General features: G+C 68.9%; 17 protein-coding genes. 8 read left to right on the top strand and 9 right to left on the bottom strand.

What is annotated here, in order from left to right:
• The first annotated feature begins 22 nt into the window (after positions 1 to 22).
• Positions 23 to 1183 carry a glycoside hydrolase family 88/105 protein gene (locus tag AC069I_RS29100; RefSeq protein ID WP_478266841.1) on the top strand — a complete coding sequence of 387 codons (1161 nt, stop codon included), beginning with the start codon at positions 23 to 25 and terminating at the stop codon, positions 1181 to 1183.
• A gap of 143 nt (positions 1184 to 1326) precedes the next feature.
• Positions 1327 to 2331: a winged helix-turn-helix domain-containing protein gene (locus AC069I_RS29095; RefSeq protein ID WP_478266840.1), complete on the top strand. Its 1005-nt coding sequence runs from the start codon at positions 1327 to 1329 to the stop codon at positions 2329 to 2331.
• Between the two features lie 50 nt (positions 2332 to 2381).
• Here AC069I_RS29095 and AC069I_RS29090 read toward each other — a convergent pair whose 3' ends face one another.
• Together AC069I_RS29090 and AC069I_RS29085 are read right to left on the bottom strand one after the other, a co-directional pair.
• A complete protein-coding gene (locus AC069I_RS29090) occupies positions 2382 to 3953 on the bottom strand; it encodes an alkaline phosphatase D family protein (RefSeq protein ID WP_478226657.1) in 1572 nt (523 codons plus the stop codon).
• A gap of 43 nt (positions 3954 to 3996) precedes the next feature.
• Entirely contained in the window at positions 3997 to 4653 is a 657-nt protein-coding gene (locus AC069I_RS29085) for an SH3 domain-containing protein (protein WP_478226658.1), read from the bottom strand.
• A gap of 144 nt (positions 4654 to 4797) precedes the next feature.
• Between AC069I_RS29085 and AC069I_RS29080 the strand changes: the two genes are divergently transcribed.
• From AC069I_RS29080 to AC069I_RS29065, 4 genes are all read left to right on the top strand, one after another.
• Positions 4798 to 7749: an AfsR/SARP family transcriptional regulator gene (locus AC069I_RS29080; protein WP_478266839.1), complete on the top strand. Its 2952-nt coding sequence runs from the start codon at positions 4798 to 4800 to the stop codon at positions 7747 to 7749.
• Between the two features lie 134 nt (positions 7750 to 7883).
• On the top strand, positions 7884 to 9110 hold the full coding sequence (locus AC069I_RS29075) for a hypothetical protein (protein WP_478226660.1): 1227 nt from the start codon (positions 7884 to 7886) through the stop codon (positions 9108 to 9110).
• Positions 9111 to 9512: 402 nt separating this feature from the next.
• On the top strand, positions 9513 to 10037 hold the full coding sequence (locus AC069I_RS29070; RefSeq protein WP_478226661.1) for a BBE domain-containing protein: 525 nt from the start codon (positions 9513 to 9515) through the stop codon (positions 10035 to 10037).
• Positions 10038 to 10131: 94 nt separating this feature from the next.
• Positions 10132 to 11352: a glycoside hydrolase family 88 protein gene (locus AC069I_RS29065; RefSeq protein ID WP_478226675.1), complete on the top strand. Its 1221-nt coding sequence runs from the start codon at positions 10132 to 10134 to the stop codon at positions 11350 to 11352.
• Positions 11353 to 11564: 212 nt separating this feature from the next.
• Here AC069I_RS29065 and AC069I_RS29060 read toward each other — a convergent pair whose 3' ends face one another.
• Positions 11565 to 12089: a DUF4396 domain-containing protein gene (locus AC069I_RS29060; RefSeq protein WP_478266838.1), complete on the bottom strand. Its 525-nt coding sequence runs from the start codon at positions 12087 to 12089 to the stop codon at positions 11565 to 11567.
• 230 nt (positions 12090 to 12319) lie between these two features.
• On the opposite strand from AC069I_RS29060, the gene AC069I_RS29055 reads away from it, so the two are divergent.
• Positions 12320 to 13345, top strand: coding sequence for an autoinducer 2 ABC transporter substrate-binding protein (locus AC069I_RS29055; RefSeq protein ID WP_478226662.1), 1026 nt, complete (start codon positions 12320 to 12322; stop codon positions 13343 to 13345).
• Between the two features lies 1 nt (position 13346).
• Here the strand turns inward: AC069I_RS29055 and AC069I_RS29050 are convergent, their stop codons facing one another.
• On the bottom strand, positions 13347 to 14573 hold the full coding sequence (locus AC069I_RS29050) for a DUF6923 family protein (RefSeq protein WP_478266837.1): 1227 nt from the start codon (positions 14571 to 14573) through the stop codon (positions 13347 to 13349).
• A 4-nt stretch (positions 14574 to 14577) separates the two neighbouring features.
• Entirely contained in the window at positions 14578 to 15342 is a 765-nt protein-coding gene (locus tag AC069I_RS29045; RefSeq protein ID WP_478226664.1) for a bestrophin-like domain, read from the bottom strand.
• Positions 15343 to 15794: 452 nt separating this feature from the next.
• Here AC069I_RS29045 and AC069I_RS29040 point away from each other — a divergent pair, with 452 nt between their 5' ends.
• Complete coding sequence (locus AC069I_RS29040) at positions 15795 to 16820, top strand: family 2 encapsulin nanocompartment cargo protein polyprenyl transferase (RefSeq protein WP_478266836.1); 1026 nt, start codon at positions 15795 to 15797, stop codon at positions 16818 to 16820.
• 56 nt (positions 16821 to 16876) lie between these two features.
• On the opposite strand, the gene AC069I_RS29035 is transcribed toward AC069I_RS29040, so the two are convergent.
• The 4 genes from AC069I_RS29035 to AC069I_RS29020 form a co-directional block, all read right to left on the bottom strand.
• Positions 16877 to 18004, bottom strand: coding sequence for a CapA family protein (locus tag AC069I_RS29035; protein WP_478266835.1), 1128 nt, complete (start codon positions 18002 to 18004; stop codon positions 16877 to 16879).
• Between the two features lie 469 nt (positions 18005 to 18473).
• Positions 18474 to 19790, bottom strand: a complete 1317-nt coding sequence (locus AC069I_RS29030) for a DNA polymerase IV (protein WP_478230528.1) — start codon at positions 19788 to 19790, stop codon at positions 18474 to 18476.
• Positions 19777 to 20100: a winged helix-turn-helix domain-containing protein gene (locus AC069I_RS29025; RefSeq protein ID WP_340685043.1), complete on the bottom strand. Its 324-nt coding sequence runs from the start codon at positions 20098 to 20100 to the stop codon at positions 19777 to 19779. Before AC069I_RS29025 ends, AC069I_RS29030 begins: the two co-directional genes overlap by 14 nt.
• Positions 20097 to 20726 (bottom strand): hypothetical protein, encoded by a 630-nt coding sequence (locus AC069I_RS29020; RefSeq protein ID WP_478230526.1) that lies wholly within the window; start codon positions 20724 to 20726, stop codon positions 20097 to 20099. Before AC069I_RS29020 ends, AC069I_RS29025 begins: the two co-directional genes overlap by 4 nt.
• Positions 20727 to 20732: the final 6 nt, after the last annotated feature.

The raw sequence follows: 20732 nt of genomic DNA, 5'->3' as shown, positions 1-20732 counted from the left end.
CCCGGCGCAGGAAGGGCTTCGAATGTCCCCAGATCCTCTTCGCGTGGCACGGCTTTCCCGGCGCACGGTGCTGGCGGGAACCGCGGGCGCCCTCGGCGCGCTCGCCCTGCCTGGCGTGGCCTCCGCGGCTCCGGTGGATTGGTCGCGCGCCGTCGTCGACTCGACCATGAAGCGTCACACCCCGGCCACCCTCGGCGGCTGGGGCTACACCCGCGGCCTCTACCTCTACGGCCAGTACATGGTGTACCGGCGCACCGGCGAGAGGTCCTACCTCGGCTACATCCTCGCCTGGTACGACCGGTTCGTCACCGAGAGCGGGATCTCCAATACTTTCACCAATCTGGACGCGATGCGCTCCGGGCAGATGTTCCCCTTGCTGTACACCGAAACCGGGCAGGCGAAGTACAAGACCGCGGCGGATCAGTTGCGCGCCCGGTTCCCGTCCTATCCCCGGACTTCCGACGGCGGGATGTTCCACGCCACGAGCAGGGTCGGGCAGCTGTGGGCGGACGGCGTGTACATGGCGCAGCCGTTCCTCGCCCTGTACGGCAAGACCTTCGGCGATGCCGCCTACTGCTACGAAGAAGCCGCCAAGAACGTCAGCGTCTACTTCGACCGGCTCAAGGAGCCCGCGAAGGGCCTGCTGTACCACGCCTACGACGAAGACGGCTCGGAACCGTGGTCTTCGGGCCCCGGACGGCATTCGAAATTCCACTGGGGCCGCGCGATCGGCTGGCTCGGCATGACGGCGATCGACCTCCTCGAAATCCTCCCCCGCGACCATCCGCGGCGCCGTCGTCTCGTCGACGTCGTGAAATTCCTCGCCGCGGGGTACACCCGCTGGCAGGACCGGGCTTCGGGCCGCTGGTTCCAGGTCGTCGACCGGGGCGGCGACAAGGACAACTGGCTGGAGACCTCGGCTTCGGCGATGTACACCTTCCTGCTCTCCCGCGCGGTGGAACGCGGCTACATCGGCGCCGAGTACCGGCCCGTGGCCGCGAAGGGCTACCGCGGGGTTTTGTCCCAGGTTTCGACCGGATCCGACGGATTGACCGATATCTCGAACATCTCCGAAGGCACCAACGTCGGCGACACGGCGTATTACTACGCGCGTAAACGCAACACCAACGATTTCCACGGTCTCGGCGCGTTCCTCATCATGAATGAGCAACTCGCCCGCTGAGTCGCCGCACCGGCCGAAGGGCGCTTTCCCCGCTTCCGACCTGGGGAAAGCGCCCTTCGGTCGTTTTCCGGCCGGATTCCGGGTATTGACCGGAGGCGCTAACATCGCGTGCTGCGACGCCCACTCCCAGGAGGGACGACCGGATGCGCGAGACGCCGCCCCCGGCTTCTTATACCCGGCTCGAACTCGGTGACACCAGCACGATCCCGGTCGGTGTGACGGTTTCCCCGCACATCTCGCTGGTTTCGATGCTCGTCGAGGTCGTCGGCGGGTACGACCGCGGCCTGCCCGCCGCCTGGCGCCGCCAGGTGGGTTCGGCGATCCCCGAGCAGGGATACCGTGCGGCGAGCTCACTCGCCCGCCGCGGCACCTCGGTGCAGCCGGACTTCATCGTCCCGATCAGTCCCGGCGAGGACTGTTCCGCCGCGGCCCAGGCGGAAATGCTGCGCGAGCTGACGGAATCCGACGTCCTGAAAGGCCTGGAAGAGGTCTTCGGCGATCGGGTGCCCGCGCAGTGGCGGCAGGCCGCCGACCATCCGAGACGCTGGGCCGCCTCGCTCGCGGACGCCTTCACCGCGACCAGGCTGGCGACCGAAAGCCTCTGGAGCAGGGCCCGTCCCCTGCTCGACCGCGAAATCGAACGGATCGGCGTCGCCTCGGTCCGCGGCGGGACCGACGCGGTGCTCGGCCTGCTGCGGCCCCATTTCCGGTTCAGCAACGGCTGTCTGCTGCTGCCCGACGCCGAGCCGGCGAAGTACACCGTCCGTGGCCGCAAACTGATCCTCGTCCCGATGCTCGCGGGCAGCCGCTCGGTGGTGTCCAACCTCGACGAAGAGGACGCCATCTGGATCGGCTACCCGCTGCCGGGACTCGACGGCCTGCTCGACGGCGACAAGCCCGAACCGGCCCCCGGTGTCGACGGACTCGACCTTGTCGTCGGCGCCCACCGCGCGAAACTGTTGCGGCACTTGGGAAAGCCCGCCCGGATGGGCGAGATCGCGAATCTGCTGTCCTGTGCCGCGAGCACCGCGACCTACCACTGCGAACAGCTCGTCTCGGCTGGGTTGATCCAGCGGCATCGCGAGGGTCAGGTGGTGCTCGTGGTCCGGACGCCGCGCGGTGACGCGCTGGTGGACCTGCTTTCCTGACTCGTGAGTGGTAAGGACGGTTAGAACCGTCCTTACCACTCACGAGGCCGCTACACCCGCTGGAGTCCCGGCTTCCCCGCCTCGACGACGTAACTGCGGTCCGCGGCCAGGACGACCTTCGAGAAGTCGTACTCAGTGGTGTCCGAAACCGTCATGAAGTCCGCCCGCATCTGCGTTTGCGACGCCGTCACCCGCACGTAACCACGCTTTCCCCGGCAGTACTTGACATGCGGGTTGTTCGACAGCCACGTCGAAGACGGATCGGTCGCGGTGTCGCTGTTGCTCGTGACCGAGGTCGTCACCAGTTCCGAACCGAACACCGGGTCGCTGTGGTTGAAGTAGTCGCGGCGCAGGTCGGCCGCCCAGTGCCGGTGGACGTCGCCGGTCAGCACGATCGGGTTCGGCACCTTGCGGTCCACGATGCCCTTCGCGATCCGGTCGCGGGAAGCCTCGTAACCCTGCCAGGAATCGGGGCTCTCACAGGTCGCCTTGTTCCCGTCACCATCACGGGTGGCGAAGAAGACCTGCTGGCCGAGGAAGTCCCACTTCGCCGGATGCGTCTCCAGCGCCTTCAGCAGCCACGCCTCCTGCGCCGTGCCCAGGATGCTGCGCGACGTCGACCGCATGTCGGTGCACGACGGGCCCGCCGAACCGGACGGGTCCGGCACCTGCGCGCTGCGGTACTGGCGGGTGTCGAGCATGTGGAACCGGGCGAGGTTCCCCCAGCCGAACTGCCGGTACAGGCGGATCGACGCGCCGCTCGGCTTCGCGGTGGACCGGATCGGCATGTTCTCGTAGAACGCCTGGAAACCGGCGGCCTTGCGCGCGTCCGTCGCCGGGCTGGTGGTGCCGTTCCAGTTGTTCATCACCTCGTGGTCGTCGAAGACCACGATCCACGGCGCCATCGCGTGCGCGTTCTGGAGGTCGGCGTCGGTCTTGTGCTGGGCGTGCCGGGCGCGGTACTGGGCGAGCGTCTTCACGTCCTCGGTGAACGCCAGTTTGCGCGGATTCCGGTCGGCGGCGGCACGGCCGGATTTCCGCTCGTACATGTAGTCGCCGAGGAACAGCACCAGATCCGGGTTGTCCGCGAGCATGCCCTTGTACGAGTGGTACCAGCCTTCCTCCCAATGCTGGCAGGAGGAGAAGCAGTACTTCAGCTGGTTCACCGCCGCACCGGCGGCGGGGGCGGTCCGCGTCCGGCCGACGGGCGAAATGTGGCCGCTGGTCTTGAACCGGTAGAAGTATTCCCGTCCCGGCTCGAGGCCCACCGGTTCGATGTGAACGCTGTGTCCGGAGGAACGCGCCGCGGTCACGGTGCCCTTCTGCACGACCGAGGAGAACGCCTGGTCGTTGGCGAGTTCCCAGTCCACTGTGTATGAAGCGTCCGGCATGCCGCCGAAACCGTCGGGGTTCAGCGGGGCGGGAGCGAGCCGCGTCCACAGCACGACACTGTCCGGCAGCGGGTCACCCGACGCGACACCGAGCTGGAACGGGTCGTGGATGGCGGGCGCCGCCGCCAGTGTTCTCGCGTTCGCCCACGAAGGCACCGTCGACGACAACGCCGCCGCCGAAACCGCCGCGGCCCCACCGAGGAGTACCGCACGCCGATTCACCTGGCCCATGAAAATTCAACCTTTCGAAGTGGGGAAAGAACGGGGAGGGATTTCACGCGGCGTAATCGGTGATGCCGCCACTACAGGCCTCGAGCGTCGGATTCGCGGCGGCGTCGGCGACGCAGACCTTGTAATAGACCCACGATCCCTTCGCGACCGGCACGGCCTTGTCGACGTGGGTGCCGTTACCGCCGGATGCCCAGACGTAGAACGGGCCGGCGCCACCCTTCAGCCAGTACGCGACCACGGCGGACTTGCCGTCGGCGTTCCTGTCGTAGACGAGGAAATGCGCGTCCGACGAGCGGAACCGCCCCTCACCCGCGCAGACGCCGGTGGAGCATTCGGCGCTGCCGGAGCCGACTCCGCAGTCGGGTGCGATCCGCTGGTCCGAGCCGGTGTAGACGTAGCCGTCCGAGATGTAACCACCGAGCGCGGGGACGTAGTCCCACAACGTCGTGGTACCCAGCGGACCGGTGACCGAGGTCCCGACCGTCTGGCAGTCGATGGTCACCGTGGCGCCGTTGGCCACCGTGCGCACCGCGGTCGAGGAGGTGCTCGGGGCGCGGCGGACGTTCAGCGGATCACCCGCCGTCTTCACGGTCCCGGTGGCCGCGGCCAGTGCGGGAGTGGCTCCGGCGAGGCCCAAGGCGCCCGCCGTCACCAGCACGAGAAAGAAACCGGCGAGCCGCCGGACACTTGAACGCTTCATGACTTCAGCGTCGACCGGCGTCGTACACATCACGTACAAACGCCGACCGGCTGTCTGCACATGCATGCGAATGGATCTAGCCAACCATGGCGGGACGGCAATATTATCGGCGGATATGGGGCTCCTGCCGTATTGGCGGTTTAGGTGACTATTCTCGGGTTTCGCGTTCTCGGTCCGCTCGAAGTGGCGGTGGACGGGCAGGTGGTGCCGCTCGGCGGGCCCAAACCCCGGCTGCTGCTGGCCGCTCTCCTGCTCCAGCCCAACGTCGTCGTCTCCACCGAACTGCTGATCGAGGTCCTGTGGCCTTCGTCCGCTCCCCGGTCGGCGGCGGCGAACATCCGTACCTACGTCCATTCACTCCGCAAACGCCTCGCCGACCACGACCCCGAGCTCGGGGAGCGCATCGGAAGCCGGGCATCCGGATACATCCTCAAAGCCACCCCCGACGAGATCGACCACATCCGCTTCGGCGAATTGGCCACCCGCGCGCAGGACGCGCTCGGCCACGGGGAAGCCGAATCCGCGCTGGGCCTGCTGGATCAAGCCGAAGCGCTGTGGCGCGGCGAAGTCCTCGAAGGTCTCCCCCACGACCACGGCTGGGGCGCGACCGTCGCCCGGCTGACGGAATTGCGGCTCGCGGTCCAGGAACAGCGCCTGCGCGCGAGGATCGAACTCGGCCGGACCGCCGAAGCCGTCGCCGAACTGCGCGGCCTGGTCACCGAACATCCCCTGCGCGAGGAGCTCTGGCAGCAGCTGATCGTCGCGCTGCGGGCCGACGGCCGCACGGCCGACGCGATCGAGGCCTACGAAACGGCCGAGAAGGTGCTCGCGGAGGAACTCGGCACCGAACCGGGGCCGCGGCTGCGGGAACTGCGGGCTTCGCTGGTCCTCACGCCGTCCGCGACCCAGGACGCGGTGACCGCCGCCCTCACCGTGCCGGTGACGCCGGTCTGCCAGCTGCCGCTGGACCTGCCGGACTTCACCGGCCGCGACGAGGTGGTCAGCGCACTCGTCGGTCTCTTCCACGACCGCCGGGAGCAGGGAAAACCCGCGATCGCGGTGCTGTCGGGGGCGCCGGGGATCGGCAAGTCCTCCGTCGCGATCCGGGTGGCGCACGCGGTCCGTGACGACTTCCCGGACGGTCAGCTGCACGTCGACCTCGCCGGGACGTCGTCCTCGTCCCGCCCTCCGATGACCGTGCTCGCCGAGCTGCTCCGCGCGCTGGGCGTCCCCGACGCGGGACTGCCGCGTGATCTCCCGGAGCGCGCGGCGTTGCTGCGTTCCCGGCTCGCGACCCTGCGGATGTGCGTCGTCCTCGACGACGCCGGCAGCGCGGCGCAGGTCCGCCCGCTGCTGCCCGGCGCCGGTTCCTGCGCGGTGCTGATCACCAGCCGGGTCCGGATGCCGGATCTGGCCGGGGCCACCCCGGTCGACGTCGACCTGCTGCCCGAGGCCGAGGCCGCGAAGCTGCTCGAAGGCATCGTCGGCGCGGAAAGGGTCGCCGCGGAGCCGGACTGCGCGACCGCGATCCTCCGCCACTGCGGATATCTTCCACTGGCGATCCGGGTCGCCGGGGCGAAGCTGACCCATCGGCCGGGCTGGACGTTGCGCGTGCTGGCCGACCGGCTGCGCGACGAAAGACGAAGATTGGACGAACTCCGCGTCGGAGATCTCGCCGTGCGGGCCAGTGTCACCCTCAGCTACGACCTCCTGCCGATGTCGGCGGCGACCGCGTTCCGCGGCCTCGGCGGGCTCGGCTCGGTCCAGTTCCCCGGCTGGGTGGTCGCGGCCCTGCTCGGCCGCACGCACGGTGAGGACGTCCTCGATGTACTGGTGGACGCTCATCTGGTCGAGCTCAGCGGCTCGGACGCCACCGGCGAGCCCCGCTACCGCCTGCACGACCTGTTGCGGTGTTACGCCCTCGAACTCCGGGCGCAGGACGTCCCGGCGAAGGCGCGCGACGCCACGAAACGGGTGCTGGAGGGCTATCTCGCGCTCGCGGTCGAGGCCGCGGATCGGATGCCGATCCATTTCTTCGGGCTCTACCGGGACGACACGGCCGTCCAGCCCGCGCTGCCACCGGGTACCGCGCATCTGATCGAGGACCCGGCCGCGTGGTTCGCCGCCGAGCGGCACACCTGTGTCGCCGCCGTCTCGCTGGCCGCCGACCTGGGTTTCGACTCGCTGGCCTGGCGTCTCGCCGCCGCGCTGGCCCCGTACTTCGACCAGCGCGGTCACCAGGACGACTGGATGCACACCCATGCCGTCGCGCTGGCCGCCGCGCGCCGCTCCGGCGAGGTCCGCGGCGAGGCGATCATCCAGCGCAACCTCGGGCAGATCCAGCTGTACCAGGACAGCTACGCCGAGGCCCTGATCGCGTTCGAGCAGTCGCAGCTGCTGTTCGACAAGATCGGCGACGCGCGGGGCGCGGCGATCGCGCTGGCCGGGCTCGGCACCGTGCTGCGGATCAAGGGCGAGGACACCGTCGCGCTGGAGCACTGTCACGCGGCGCTCGACCAGTTCTCGGCGGCAGGCGATCCACACGGCGAGGCCGTCGCGCGCATCGCGATCGGCGCGGTGTGGCTGGCGCGGCGCCGGTACGCCGACGCGGAACGCTGGTTCACCGAGGCGCTCGACCAGTCCGCCCGGATCGGTGATCGGCACCGGGAGGCGCACGCGTTGAAACGGCTCGCCATGCTGCGCCAGCACCAGGGCAACCTCGCGGGCGCGCGGGAGTGGGTCGACCGTGCCATCGCGATCTTCAACGAACTCGGCGACGACCACTGCGTCGGCTACGCGAACCAGAACCTCGGCGAGTTGTATCTGCACAGCGGCGATCTGGCCCACGCGCAGCTGCTGCTGGTCAATTCGCTGAGCGTGCACCGGCGCAACGGGGACCGCCGGTCCGAGGCCGAGGTATCCCAGCTCCTCGGGGAACTGCACGAGGCGCTGAGCCAGCCCGAGCGGTCGCGGACCTACTCGGAGCGCGCACTGGCGTTGTGGCGGGAACTCTCCGCGCGGCCACAGGAATCCGCACTCGCTTCGCGCCTGCAGGAAGCGGCCGAAGCCTCCTACAACGACTCCGCGAGCGCCTGACCTTTTCGCACTTCGGCACCTGATTGCGGGTTCACCCACCGCGATCAGGTGCCGACTTGCTTTTGTATCGATCGTGTACACGCCCCGGCGAAGCTCCCTTCGTGGCAACCGAGAGTGCTCGAAGGGAGACCGGAATGGTCCGGACCGTTAAGGCCCGCCGGGTGATGGCGGCCGTGCTGGCCGTGGGGGCGGTCACCGCCTTGGCCGCCAGCCCCGCGAACGCGGCGCCCGAGGGAAGCTGGCGCGCCGACTTGTCCACTGTGGACGGCGACGACGTCAACGTCCGCAGCGACGGCGGCGTGCTCAGCCTGGAAAACGCCGCCTGGCACAGAAAACCCGACTCCGTAGGCAGCCAGGGTTACCTGCTGCTCGCCGAGCAGAAGCTCGGGAAGCCGGTGAACCGCGTCACCGCCCAGGTGACCGCCGACGCGCCGAAGGGCACCGAGGTCGAGGTCGACGTCCGAGGCAAGCTCAACTCCCAGGACTGGACGGAGTGGACGCCCACCGAGGGCGGCGCCGCCCACCTGTCCGCCTCCGTCTCCACCGTCCAGGTCCGCGTCGGACTGCGCACGGTGACCGACGGCGTGACCGCGAAGGTCAGCGACATCACCCTTCAGGGTGATGTCGGCCCGCAGGTCAACGCGATCGGCGCGGCCGCGGCCCCGCTGACGTACCGGGTCTACGGCACCCGCGAGGGCCTCGTCGGCGGCACCACCGCCAACGGCCACGTGATCAAGTCCCGCGACCACTTCGTCGCCCTCCCCTCTGGCCGTGGCCTGGCGCCGAAGAACACCGGCAACTACACCGTCCGGATCTGCCGCACCGACAACAGCCGCTGCGAGTACGCGCCGGTGTGGGACGTCGGCCCGTGGAACACCAAGGACGACTACTGGAACCCGTCGGCCACCCGCCAGATGTGGAAGAACCTGCCGCAGGGCAAGCCCGAGGCGCAGGCGGCGTACCAGGACGGCTACAACGGCGGCAAGGACGAGTTCGGCCGCAAGGTGGCCAACCCGGCGGGGATCGACCTCGCGGACGGCACCTTCTGGGACGGCCTGAAGATGACGGACAACGGCTGGGTCAACGTCTCCTACCTGTGGACCGGCTCCGGCCCGACCGGCGTCATCACCACCGCGGGCGACCCGATGAACGTCCGGGCCTCGGCGAGCACCACCGCGGCGATCAAGGGCCTCGCGGCAAACTACGCGAAGGTCAACATCGAGTGCTACGTCGAGGGCGAGACCGTCACCGGCAGGTTCGGCACCAGCAACATCTGGAACCGGATCGGCCCGGGGCACTACGTCTCCGACACCTACGTGCAGACCGGCTCGGACCTGCCGGTGGCGCCCAAGTGCTCGTGACCCCCTGAACCCGCTTCGGCCGAAGGCCTCGCTATCGCGGTGGCAGGGCGCCCCTGGCGACGTCGATCGCGGTCGCGGGTTCAAAGGTCGAACACAGATCGCGAAGGCCCGGCGTACCCCATAACGCCGGGCCTTCGCCCTTTCGTCCGCCCTTTTTCCCGCGCGGGCGGACCTGGGGCCGGGGCGTCCGCCATCGAGACTGTGCGGTAGCCGGCCCGAAACGACCGCGTTGCGCCGGAGTCTGTCCGGTGCGGTGGTCACCGCGCTGGCCTTCGGCCGCGACAAGGGTCTCGAGATCACCGTGCGCGGCGGCGGGCACAGTTTCAGCGGTTCCGCCGTGACCGACGGGGCTTCGACGGTCCCGAACGGGACGCCCGGCTGGTCGAGCGGATCCGGGGCGGGTTGCCCGCGGCGTTCGAACTGGTCACCCCGATGCGGTACACGGAGCTGCAGAAACTGCTCGACCCGACCGCGCCACGGGGCATTCTCGCCTACGAGAAGTCGCTGTACGTCGCCTCACTGTCCGAAAAGGTCATCGACGTGATCGCCGCGCGCCTGCCGGACAAGGCGTCGCCGATGACCGTGCTGCCGATCGTGCCACTGCAGGACACGTTCTCGACTGTGCCCGACGACGCGACCGCGTTCGGCGGGCCGCGGACGCCCGGGTTCGTCGTCGGTCTGGTGACACCGCCCCGACACCGGAAATTCCTGGCCGCCGACCGGATCTGGGCGCGGGCGCTGCGGGAAGAACTCTTGCCGCATTCCAACAACTACGGCGGCTACCTGAACTTCATGAACGAATACGACGAAGACCGGGTGCGCACGGCGTTCGGCGCGGAGAAGTACGCGCGGCTGGCCACCGGCAAGGCGGCGCACGACCCGGACAACGTGTTCCGGCACAACTCGAACATCCGTCCCGCTGAGTGAGCCGTTTATTCACAACCTTGAATGGTCTTCACAATGCCGTGATCGTCGTGCGAAACTCCCGTGACGCATTTCCCACTGACGAATGGCGGGTATTGTGAGCGTTTCCCGGCGAACCCTTTTGACCACGGCGGCCGGTGCCGCCGTCGCGGCGACGACGATCACCCCTGCCGCCAGTGCGGCCGGGGAAGAGGCCGACGGACTAAGGACTTTCCGCCGAACGGCCGACTACGCGGTGACCAAGCTGCGGGCCGTCGCACCCGGCGTGACGGCCTTTCCGGAGATCACCCGATTCGAGAAATGGACCTATTCGCAGAACGGCGGCTGGATCGGCGGATTCTGGCCGGGCACTTTGTGGCTCGCCTCGATCTACAGCGGCGATCCGCAATTCCGCACCCTCGCCATGGCGTCGGCGGAAAAGCTCGCGCCGCGCCAGCACGAGACGCGGGACCACGACCTAGGATTCCTTTTCTACCCGTCGTGGGTGACCGGCTGGCGGCTCACCGGCGACGAGAAATGGCGCGCCGGTGCGCTCACCGCCGCCGCGTCGCTCATCCAGCGCTACAACGAAAAAGGGAAGTTCATCCGAGCGTGGGGCGCGCTCGGCACGCCGAACAACGCAGGCCGGGTCATCATCGACACGATGATGAACCTGGATCTGCTGACCTTCGCGAGCAAGCAGACCGGTGACCGGAAGTACCTCGACATCGCCGTCTCCCACGCGAAGACCACCGAACGGGTCTTCCTGCGCCCGGACGGTTCGACGCCGCACGTGTTCGACTTCGACCCCGAGACCGGCGCCGAAATCGGCCCGAACACCGTGCAGGGTTACAGCCCGGCGTCCTGCTGGTCGCGCGGTCAGGCGTGGGGGATCTACGGGTTCACCACGATGTACCGGCGTTCCGGCGACCCGCTGTTCCTGCGGACCGCGCAACGCCTTGCCGACTTCGCGCTGCGTGCCCTCACCCCGGACGCCGTGCCGGTGTGGGACTACCTCGCACCGCAGGCGCCGTACGACATCAAGGACTCCTCGGCCGGCGCGGTGATGGCGTGTGGCCTGCTCGACCTGGCGAAGGTCGCGAACCGGCCGCACTACCGCGAGGCGGCGATCCGGATCCTCACCGCGTTGTGCGACACCTGCCTGACCACGAAGTCCACCCGCGCCGAGGCGATCGTGGCGCGGGGGACGCGCAACCGCCGGGCCGAGGACGGCGTCGAGGTTTCGTTGCCCTACGCCGACTACTACCTGCTGGAGGGCATTCTGCGGGTGCTGATGCCGAAGGAGATCGACAGGGCGATCGACCTGTCGAGCGTCTGACGACGGGTGAGGTCGTGAGTGTTTCGGGTCGTTCTGACGACCCGAAACACTCACGAGGCCCGACCGGCTGGGTACCAGTACTCCTTGCCCGTCCGAAGTACATGAAAGCCCCTCCTTGCGCCTAGATACAGGAAAGGGGGCCTTCACGCGCAGCGGCATCTTTGAAGGTAGTGAAGGCCTCCTTCCGGCCGCGGCCGTGCAGCGAAGGGCGCTCAATGCGCGTGGTGCCCCTCGTGACCACCGTGACCACTGTGTCCGCCGTGGCCCCCGTGACCCTCATGGCCGCCGTGGTGCGCGTGGACCTTCGCGTGCCCCAGCCCGCGCCCGATCATCCACTTGTTCACCGGCACCGTCAGCACGAACGCGACGGCCAGCGCGAACGCCAGCGCGCCCCAGAACAGCGGACTCGCGAGCCCCGCCTCCATGGCACCCGGCACCACCAGCATGACCCCGTTGTCGACGATCTCCATGACCACGATCGACACGGTGTCGGCCGCCAGCGCCACCTTGAGCGCGGTGCCGAACGGCAGGCCCGACTTCAGGACGCCACGCATGGTCAGCGCGTAGCCGAAGACGAAAGCGAGCGCCACCGCGAGGATGATCGTCGCCACGTTGCCGAGGCCGAGCGCCGTGCCGATCACCATGCCGAAGACCTCACCGATCGCACAGCCGGTGAGGCAGTGCAGAGTCGCCGAAGCCGCCATCGACCAGCTTGCTCCATGCCGTGTCTCGTTCATGCGGAGACCATACCCCCCACCCGTATGGATGGCGCAGTGATCCGTGTCTCGTGGTCGCTCACCGTGACCCCCGTAGGCCGACCCGGTAATCAGCCCAGGTCGATGAACTCACTTCCGTAACCCTTTGCGCTCATCCGGTTGACCGGGGTAACCGAGGACCCCTAGTTTCGCCGGAGGTCTCCACCGCGCGTAGACCGATCGGCTGGTTCAGGTAGTTCCGTGACTATGGGGTGGAGATGCGAGGGCCGACGAAGACGCTCGTCGTTGCCACTGTGCTCGCTTGGGGCATGGTGTTCGGGCTGACCGGCTGTGGCGGCGGTGAAGAACCGGCGGAGACGGCGGCGAAGCCGATCCGGATCGCGTTCGTGCCGAAGGTCGCGGGCATCCCGTACTTCGAGGCGATGAACGCCGGCGGGCAGGCCGCGGCCAAGCAGCTCGGTGTCGAATGGTCCTCGACCGGCCCGGTCACGGTGGACCCCGCGGCGCAGGTCTCGATCGTGCGCGGCCTCGTCGACCAGCAGGTGGACGTCATCGCGATCGCGCCGAACGATCCAAGGGCGATCGCCCCCGCGATCACCGAGGCGCGGGCCAAGGGCGTCCATGTGATCACTTCGGACACCGACGCGCCCGGCACCGATCGCGAACTCTTCGTCAACCAGGCGACCCCGGAGGGCGTCGGCAAGGCGCTCACCGACGCCCTGATGAAGAAGATGGGGAACGCGGGCAAGTACGCGATCGTCTCCTGCGGCGAGACCGCCGAGAACCTCAACGCGTGGATCGCGGTTCAGCGCGCGTATACCGCTACGGAGTACCCCCATGCGCAGCTCGTCGAGACGGTCTACGCCGGCGAGGACAAGGACAACGCCACCGCGCTGGCCAAAGGGCTGATGGCCAAGTACCCGGACCTCACCGGCCTGGTCGGCGAATGCACGACGTCCGCGCCCGGGGTCGCCGAGGCCGTGCGGTCGCAGCAGAAGATCGGCCGCGTCTTCACCGTCGGCGTCGGGACGCCGCAGGCGATCAAGCCGTACCTGCTGGACGGTTCCGCGTCGCTGTCGGTGCTGTGGAACGTCGAATCGCTCGGCTACCTCACCGCGTGGGCGGGCAAGCAGATCGCGGAGGGCAAACGGCTCAGCCCGTCGAACAAGGTCAACCTCGAACTCCCCGCGATCAAGTACGAGGAAGACACGAAGACCGTGCTCCTCGGTGATCCGCTGCTCATCACGCGCGAGAACGTGGACCAGTTCAAGTACTGAGTCACCGGGCCCGCCGGACGGCACCCGCCGCCGCGCCGCCGCCGAGGATCAGCACCAGCGCGGTCAATCCCCATCGCCGCTTCTCCTTCGTGCGGGCAAGGGAATCGGTCTCCGCCACCTCCTCCTTCCGTTCCCGGGGCGCGGCCGAACGAGACGGCTTCGGCGCGGGAGCGGGCGGCGGGACCACCTGAGGTGCCGGAGTGGGCGCCGGGCTCGACGACGGCGTGGGCGAGGGAGTCGGTGAAGGACTGGAACTCGGCGACGAAGACGGACTGGGCGAGGGCGTGGAAGACGGGCTGGGGGACGGAGTCGGGGAAGGCGTCGGAGTCCGAGTGGGTGTCGGCGTGGGTGTCGGCGTGGGTGTCGGAGTCGGCTTGGGCGGCTCCGGCTTCGGCGGCTCGGGCGCGGTGAGGCAACCCGCGGCGTCCGAACCCGCCAGCGGCGGGCCCGAACGCACCACGGTCACCTGCCCGCTTCGGTCGAGTCGGTAGAGCACGCTGCGCCCGCCGATCCGGTTCGCCGTGGCGTACAGGGCGCCGTCGCGGCCGAGCACGACCGAGCCGTAGACGTCAGCGGGCGGGAAACGCGTGCCTTCGGCTTCGCGGACCTTGCCGGACGCCGGATCGATGGTGATCACGGCGCCCTTCCCGCGCCAGGTGGTGGACACGCCGTAGAGCAATCCGTTGTGGTACGCGAAATCGTTGACGTCGTGGGCGAGCGTGATCGGCCGGAGGAACACCGTCCTGATCACCCGCAGGTACCGCTCTCCCGGCGACAAGTCCACTGTGTACAGTGTGCCGTTCCTGAGCAGATACCAGGAATTCCCGCCGATCGCGCCGGCGGTCACTCCGGCGACGGGGCTCCACAACGGCAGCCGGTTCCCGGCGCGGGTGATCGGACCGAGGTCCTGGGTCTTCCCGTCACGGTCGATCGTCACCGCGTGCGCGCCCCGGCCGAGTCCTTCCGCGACACCGAAGACCAGGTTCCGCGTCGCGGAGTACCCGAGCGCGTTGAGCCGGTAACCCGGTTCGGTCACGCGCGAAGTGGTCCCCGATCCGGCGTCGAGCCAGCGCAGCTTCGACTTCCCGTGCGACCCGGTCTCCGCCTGCACCACCAGGCAGGACTCGGCGGCGCGCGCGGCCATCGGGGCCAGCAGCGCCGACGCCCCCACCAGGCCGGCGACCGCCACCGTCGCCGCCGTCCGCGTCACCCGGTCCACAGTGCTCACCGGTTCAAGAGATCCTCGCCAGCGCGGAGGTGAACGCGTCCGGCGGGATCCGCACCCCACCGCCGAACGGGTTCTGCAGCTGGTAGATCGCGAACAGCAGCAACGTGACCGTGCCGGCCAGCGTGGACACGATCACCAGGTGCGCGGCCAGGCGGGTACCGCCGAACAGGTTGGGCAGCAACGCCGAAATGAGGCTGCCGAGAATGAGCGCGAACCAGACGACACCACCGACCCTGCCGCCCACGACCGCGTTGAGCCGGTCCTGCCTGGCCTCGTAGACCTGCCAGAGCTGGGTGGCCGCCTCGGCCTTGCGCTCACGGAACCAGTCGTCGTCCGACGGGGCCTTGTCCACCGCCTTGCGCAAGTGGTCGAGCTGTGTCCAGCCGAGATCGGGGATGCTCGTCTGCCCCCCGGCCATCAGCGGCCACTCCTTCTTTTCGACCGTGGTGAGGTACTCCGCGCTCAGCTTCCGCACCTCGTCCTTGACCTCGGTCCCCAGCGAATCGGCGGCCCAGACGGCGGCGACCAGGCTGTCCGCCTCGTGGTACGAGCCCTCGCGCGCCGCGCTCGCGGAGTCGAAGAGCGAGATCAGGACGAACGCGACCAGGACGGCGTGCAGCCCGCCGACGATGGTGAACACCTGACCGGCGGCGTCGTTGTTGTCGGGCCGTCCCTCGTCCCAGCCGAACCTGCGGACGAGGTAGCCGACGAAGCACGCGAGGGCCGCCGCGCCGACGACCCACGCGATGCCGGTCAGGTAAATACCCATTCGAGTCCTTCCCACGGAGACTGCTGAAGCTAGTTCACCCTTCACCGAACGGGAAAGACCGGTTGAATCAATTCATACCAGCGGCGGACAACAGCAAGTGGATCATCACCGGCTCGGCCCAATTTCTCAGCACTCGAAACAATTTCCGATACGCGGCGGAAAGGCGCGCCACCGGTCGGAGAGCGCGGCTTCACGACCGAGTGAGTCGCCACCACGAGACGTCACCGACTCCGCCGTATACCGGCATTTCGCGTAGCTTCGGCACCCGAACGGCCGCCCCGGCCGCGCGTCCGGGGCGGTCCGGCAAACAGGTGAACATTTCCGCGAACCCGATCGAGTTGTTTGCCCGGGCATTACCCCTTGCTATGTTGACTTTGCCACCACCCCACTCGAATGGGTATCCACGAATTGCGAAAAACAGCAGTTCACCGGGTCGACTGAAAGGGAGTCCGTTGACGACCATCGAGACCCATACCGGAGCCCGGCCCGCCGGTGAAGTGCTGACCTGGAGCCGGAATCTGCTCGACCCGGCCTTGCGCGAGGCCGTCGACGGCATGCCCGAATCGATGCGGCTCATCGCCGGCTACCACTTCGGCTGGTGGGACGAACACGGGCGTCCGTCCACTTCGGACAGCGGGAAGGCCCTGCGGCCGACGCTCGCGCTGCTGTCGGCGCAGGCGGTCGGAGGGCACGCCGAAATCGCCGTCCCGGTGGGTGTCGCGGTGGAGATGGTGCACAACTTCTCCCTGCTGCACGACGACGTGATGGACTCCGACACGACCCGGCGGCACCGCCCGACGGCCTGGACCGTTTTCGGCACCGGCGCGGCGATCCTCGCCGGGGACGCCCTGCTGTGCCGGGCCTTCGAGGTGCTGGCCCCGTTCGGGCAGACCGCGCTGCGGGTGCTCAGCACCGCCGTGATCGACCTGCTGGAGGGCCAGTGCGCCGATCTGAAGTTCGAGGAACGCGGTGACGTCGACACCGCCGAATGCGTACGGATGGCCGAGGGGAAGACCGGCGCGTTGCTCGGGGCGTCGTGCACGCTCGGGGCGCTGGCCGGGGAAGGGAGGCGGGATCAGGTCGACCGGCTGACCGAGTACGGGAGGGCACTCGGGCTGGCGTTCCAGCACATCGACGATCTACTCGGGATCTGGGGCGATCCGGCGGTGACCGGCAAACCGGTCCACTCGGATCTGTCCAACCGGAAGAAGTCCCTGCCGGTGGTGGCCGCGCTCCACTCGGGGACGGAAGCCGGGCGAGAACTGGATGCCTTGTACCGCAAGGAAAACCTCGACGCCGCGGAATTGCCCCACGCGGCCGAGCTGGTGGAACGGGCGGGCGGCCGGGCTTGGAGTCAGGAGCAGGCCGACGCGCTCCTGACCGGCGCGCTGCACCATCTCGCCGTCTCGAACCCGGTGCACCGCCCAGGCGCCGAGCTCGCGGCCCTCGCGAAACTGGTGGTACGGCGACGGTATTGAAGGCGGGCGCGGTAAGGCAGGGGTGGGCGGGACGAGCCCGCCCCTGCCCCCTCTGGTCAGCGGCCGGGGCGGGTCAGCCCCCGGTCGCCCGCGCCGCGGCTGAGGACGACTTCGTCGGTGGCTTTGAGCGCTTCCGCGCCGGCGTTCCCGGCCTGTCCCGCGGTCAGGTCGAGCAGGCGGATCGGCGGGCCGAGCTGGACCAGCGTCGGGACGTATTCGGCCTTGTCGACCTTCCAGCGTTCGCCGTCGCGCACGAACCGGAACCGCGCGGCCGCGCCCTGTTCGGTCGAACCCTTCGGCTCCGAATGGCGGGCGACGCTGTTGCCGAGGCCGTAGGCGACCCACTTGCCGTTGATCTGCTCGAAGGGCTGCACGACATGCGCGTGATGGCCGATGATCAGGTCGATCGAGTCGTCGCCGAGGAGTTTCTTCGCCAGTGAGCGCTGTTCGGCGGTCGGGTCGTGCTGGTACTCGGTGCCCCAGTGCAGGCTCGCGAGGACGACCTGCGCGCCCGCCTTCCGCGCGGCCTTGGCCTCGGCGATCACGTCTTCGGCGTCGATCTGGTTCACCAGCCAGGGTTTGCCCGCGGGCACCTTGATCCCGTTGAACCCGTAGGAGTACGAGAGCTGAGCGACCTTGACGCCGTTGACGTCGACGATCAGCGGCTTCTTCGCCTCCTCGGCCGAACGCGCCGAGCCGGTGTGCTTGATCCCGGCCTCGTCGAGTTCGTCGAGGGTCCTGGTCGCGCCGTCCACGCCCTGGTCGATCGTGTGGTTGGACGCCGTCGAGCAGTTGTCGTACCCGGTGTCCTTGAGCGCGCCGGCTATCTCGGGCGGCGCGCTGAACGACGGGTAGCCGCTGTACGGCCCGCCCTTCGGCGCGAGCGGGGTCTCGAGATGGCAGATGCCGAGGTCGGCCCCGGAGATCAGCGGTTTGATCCCGGCCAGCAGGGGCCGGTAGTCGATCTTGCCGCCACCGTCTTCCTTCGCCTGTTCGGTCAGCGCGGGGTGGATCAGCACGTCGCCGGTCGCGACCACGGTGAACGACCCGTCCGGCGCCTGGCTCGACGGCGGCGCCTCGGACGTGACGGGTGGCTGCCGCTGTTCCGGAGCGCTGCCGCACCCCGCGAGCAGGAGGGCTGCGCCGAGGAGGGCAGTAGTCTGACGGGCACGGGAGCTGAACATCTATTCCCTCGATCGGGTGAAGGTCCCTCCATCCTGCCTTACGGCCCGTAGGCACGACACCCAACCGAGGTCCACGGCACTTTCCGTTCGCGAATCGCCCCCGGAACCTGGGAGTATCGCCGCCATGGCCGCCCCGGACGATCAGCGGAACGAGAGACGCCCGTACGGCGCGACTCAATGTCCGACTGATGCCCGGATAGGCGATTTCACGAGGGGGTCGTGAGTGGCGTTTCGGGTTAGAACCCGAAACGCCACTCACGACCAACCCGACCCACGACCAGACCGAAGGCGCCCCCTTCGTCGCATCAGACACAGCGAAGGGAGCCTTCACCCCACCCGTCAACCCCGCCCAAGATCAACTTAAGCTACGTGACATTGGGTTAGAACGCTCTTTATCACTCACGACCCCTCTGCAAAAAGGGCATTCGGCTGGCGCCAAGTGTCCCTTGTGGACGCTCCGCTTGCCGGCTCAAGCCAGGCAGTCGCCGGGCTCTCCCCTGCGCAGCGCCGGTTCCTCCTGCGGGAACGTCCGCGCCACCCCCGGCCCACTGGTGCGCGTCTCGAACCGGACGGTCACCCGTCCGTGCCCGGCGCCCTGCACCCACCCGGTTCCGTACGACTCGTGCACGACGTCGTCCCCGGGCCGCCAGCTCGACGACACCACCGGCACCGGCGCCGGGGCTCGCTCGACCACGGGCGTCTCGGCGGCCGGAACCGAAAGAGTGAACAGCGGATCCTGATGCGGCACCGAAAGCCCGGAGAACGCGACCCCGGCCAGCCGCACCCCGCCGAACTCGGTCGGATCGATCAGCAGCCGTTCCGCCATCGCGGCGAGCTGGTCGAATTCGTCGGTGGGCGAGGCCATCGTCTCCGAACGCGTCACGGTGCTGAAGTCGGTGTGCCGCAGCTTCACCACCACCGTCCGCGCGACCCGTTCGGCGTTGACGAGGCGCCGGTGCGCGTGCACGGCGAGGTCGCGGACCTCGCGCCGCAGGCTCGTCAGGTCGATCAGGTCCCGGTCGAAGGTCGTTTCGGCGCTGACCTGTTTGAGCTCCGCGCGGTCGGACACCGGCCGGTCGTCGACGCCGGTGGCCAGCCGCCGCAGGTCCCGCCCGACCACACTGCCCAAAGTGGACACCGCGTCGGCGTCGGAGAGCGCGGTCAGCTGGCCCAGTGTCCGGATGCCGATCGCCCGCAGTTTTCCTTCCGCCACCGGGCCGATCCCCCACAGCACCCTGGTCGGCAGCGGCGCGAGGAAGTCGCGTTCGGTGCCCTGGCCGACGACGAGCAGCCCGTCCGGTTTCGCCAGATCCGACGCGACCTTCGCGACCTGCTTCCCCGACGCCGCCCCGATCGACGCCACCAGGCCGATTTCGGACCGGATGTGCTCCCGCAGGCGCGCACCGAACTCTCGCACCTCGTCCGAGGAGGCACCGGCCAGTGAAGGCGGTTCCGCGAAAGCCTCATCGAGGGAGATCCGTTCCAGCACGGGCGCGTACTGGGCGACGAGGTCGAACACCTGGGTGCTCAGCAGTTCGTACAGTTTGAACCGCGGCGGCAGGATGACTCCGTTGGGCGGCAGCAGCCGCCGGGCCTGCGACATCGGCATCGCCGATTTGATCCCGTGTTCGCGCGCCTGGTAGCTCGCCCCGGCGACCACGCCGCGCGGTCCCGCGCCGCCGACCAGTACCGGACGGTGGGACAGGGTCGGCCGGGTCAGCTGTTCACAGGAGGCGTAGAACGCGTCCATGTCGAGGTGGATGACCCACCGGTCATGCCCGCCCATCGCCCGGCACCTCGAGAAGACGATGCAGGGCCTTCGTGTACTCCTCGAACGCGGCCCGGCCACGGGTGGTCAGCTGGACCAGGGTCACCGGCGTGCGGTGCTCGAACGCCTTCGTGATCTCGACGTAGCCCGCGTCCTCGAGTTTGCGCAGATGGGTCGACAGGTTGCCCGGTGTCATGTCCAGCAGTTGCTGCAGCCTCGGGAAGGTGATGCTGTCCCCCGGCCCCAGGCTCGACAACGCCACGGTGACCCGCAGCCGCGCCTGCGCGTGGATCACCGGGTCGAGCTGGGGCAACCCGTCTTCGCTCATCGCGCCCGCACCAGGAAGACCAGCGACGCCACCAGGAAGCCACCGCCACCCGCGAGGCTCAGTACGAGGAAGTTGTGCGGTCCCCCCGCCAGCACGCTCGCCGCGCCGCACGCGATGATCCACACGCCGAGGCCGTACTGCAGCTTGCTCTGCCACAGCATCCCGCCGGCGAGGTACATCAGACCGGTCAGTATGAGCGAGGTCCCGGACCACAGCAACGGGATCAACTCGCTGTCGAGGCCGAGGCGGATCAGCGCGGTGTTCACCACCGTCAGGCCGCCGAACGCGATCATCCAGCTCCACCCGTACATCGCCCCGACGAGCCGGGACGGCCCGTGCACCCCGCGGCCCGACCGGATGCCGTAGATCGCCGAATACGCCATGGCCCCGGCGAAACCGGCGACGGCGATCACGCCGGCGGCCCACATCGGCAGCAGCGCGGTCGGCGGGGCGGAAAGGTAGACGAGCCCGAAGCCGAGCAGCCACACCAGACCCCATACGGCGAGCAGCACCGCCGGATTCGGCCCGATCTCGCGCCGGGTCTTCTCCGCCTGCGTGGCGATGAGCGCGAGCGACTCCTCGGGCGTCATCGGCCGCTCGTCGCCGTCCCGTTCATCCTCCACCACTTCGGA

This window comes from Amycolatopsis sp. NPDC043885 (assembly GCF_056435685.1).
Note: the sequence above shows the minus strand (reverse complement) of the source record. Positions and strands in the feature narration are given on the sequence as shown.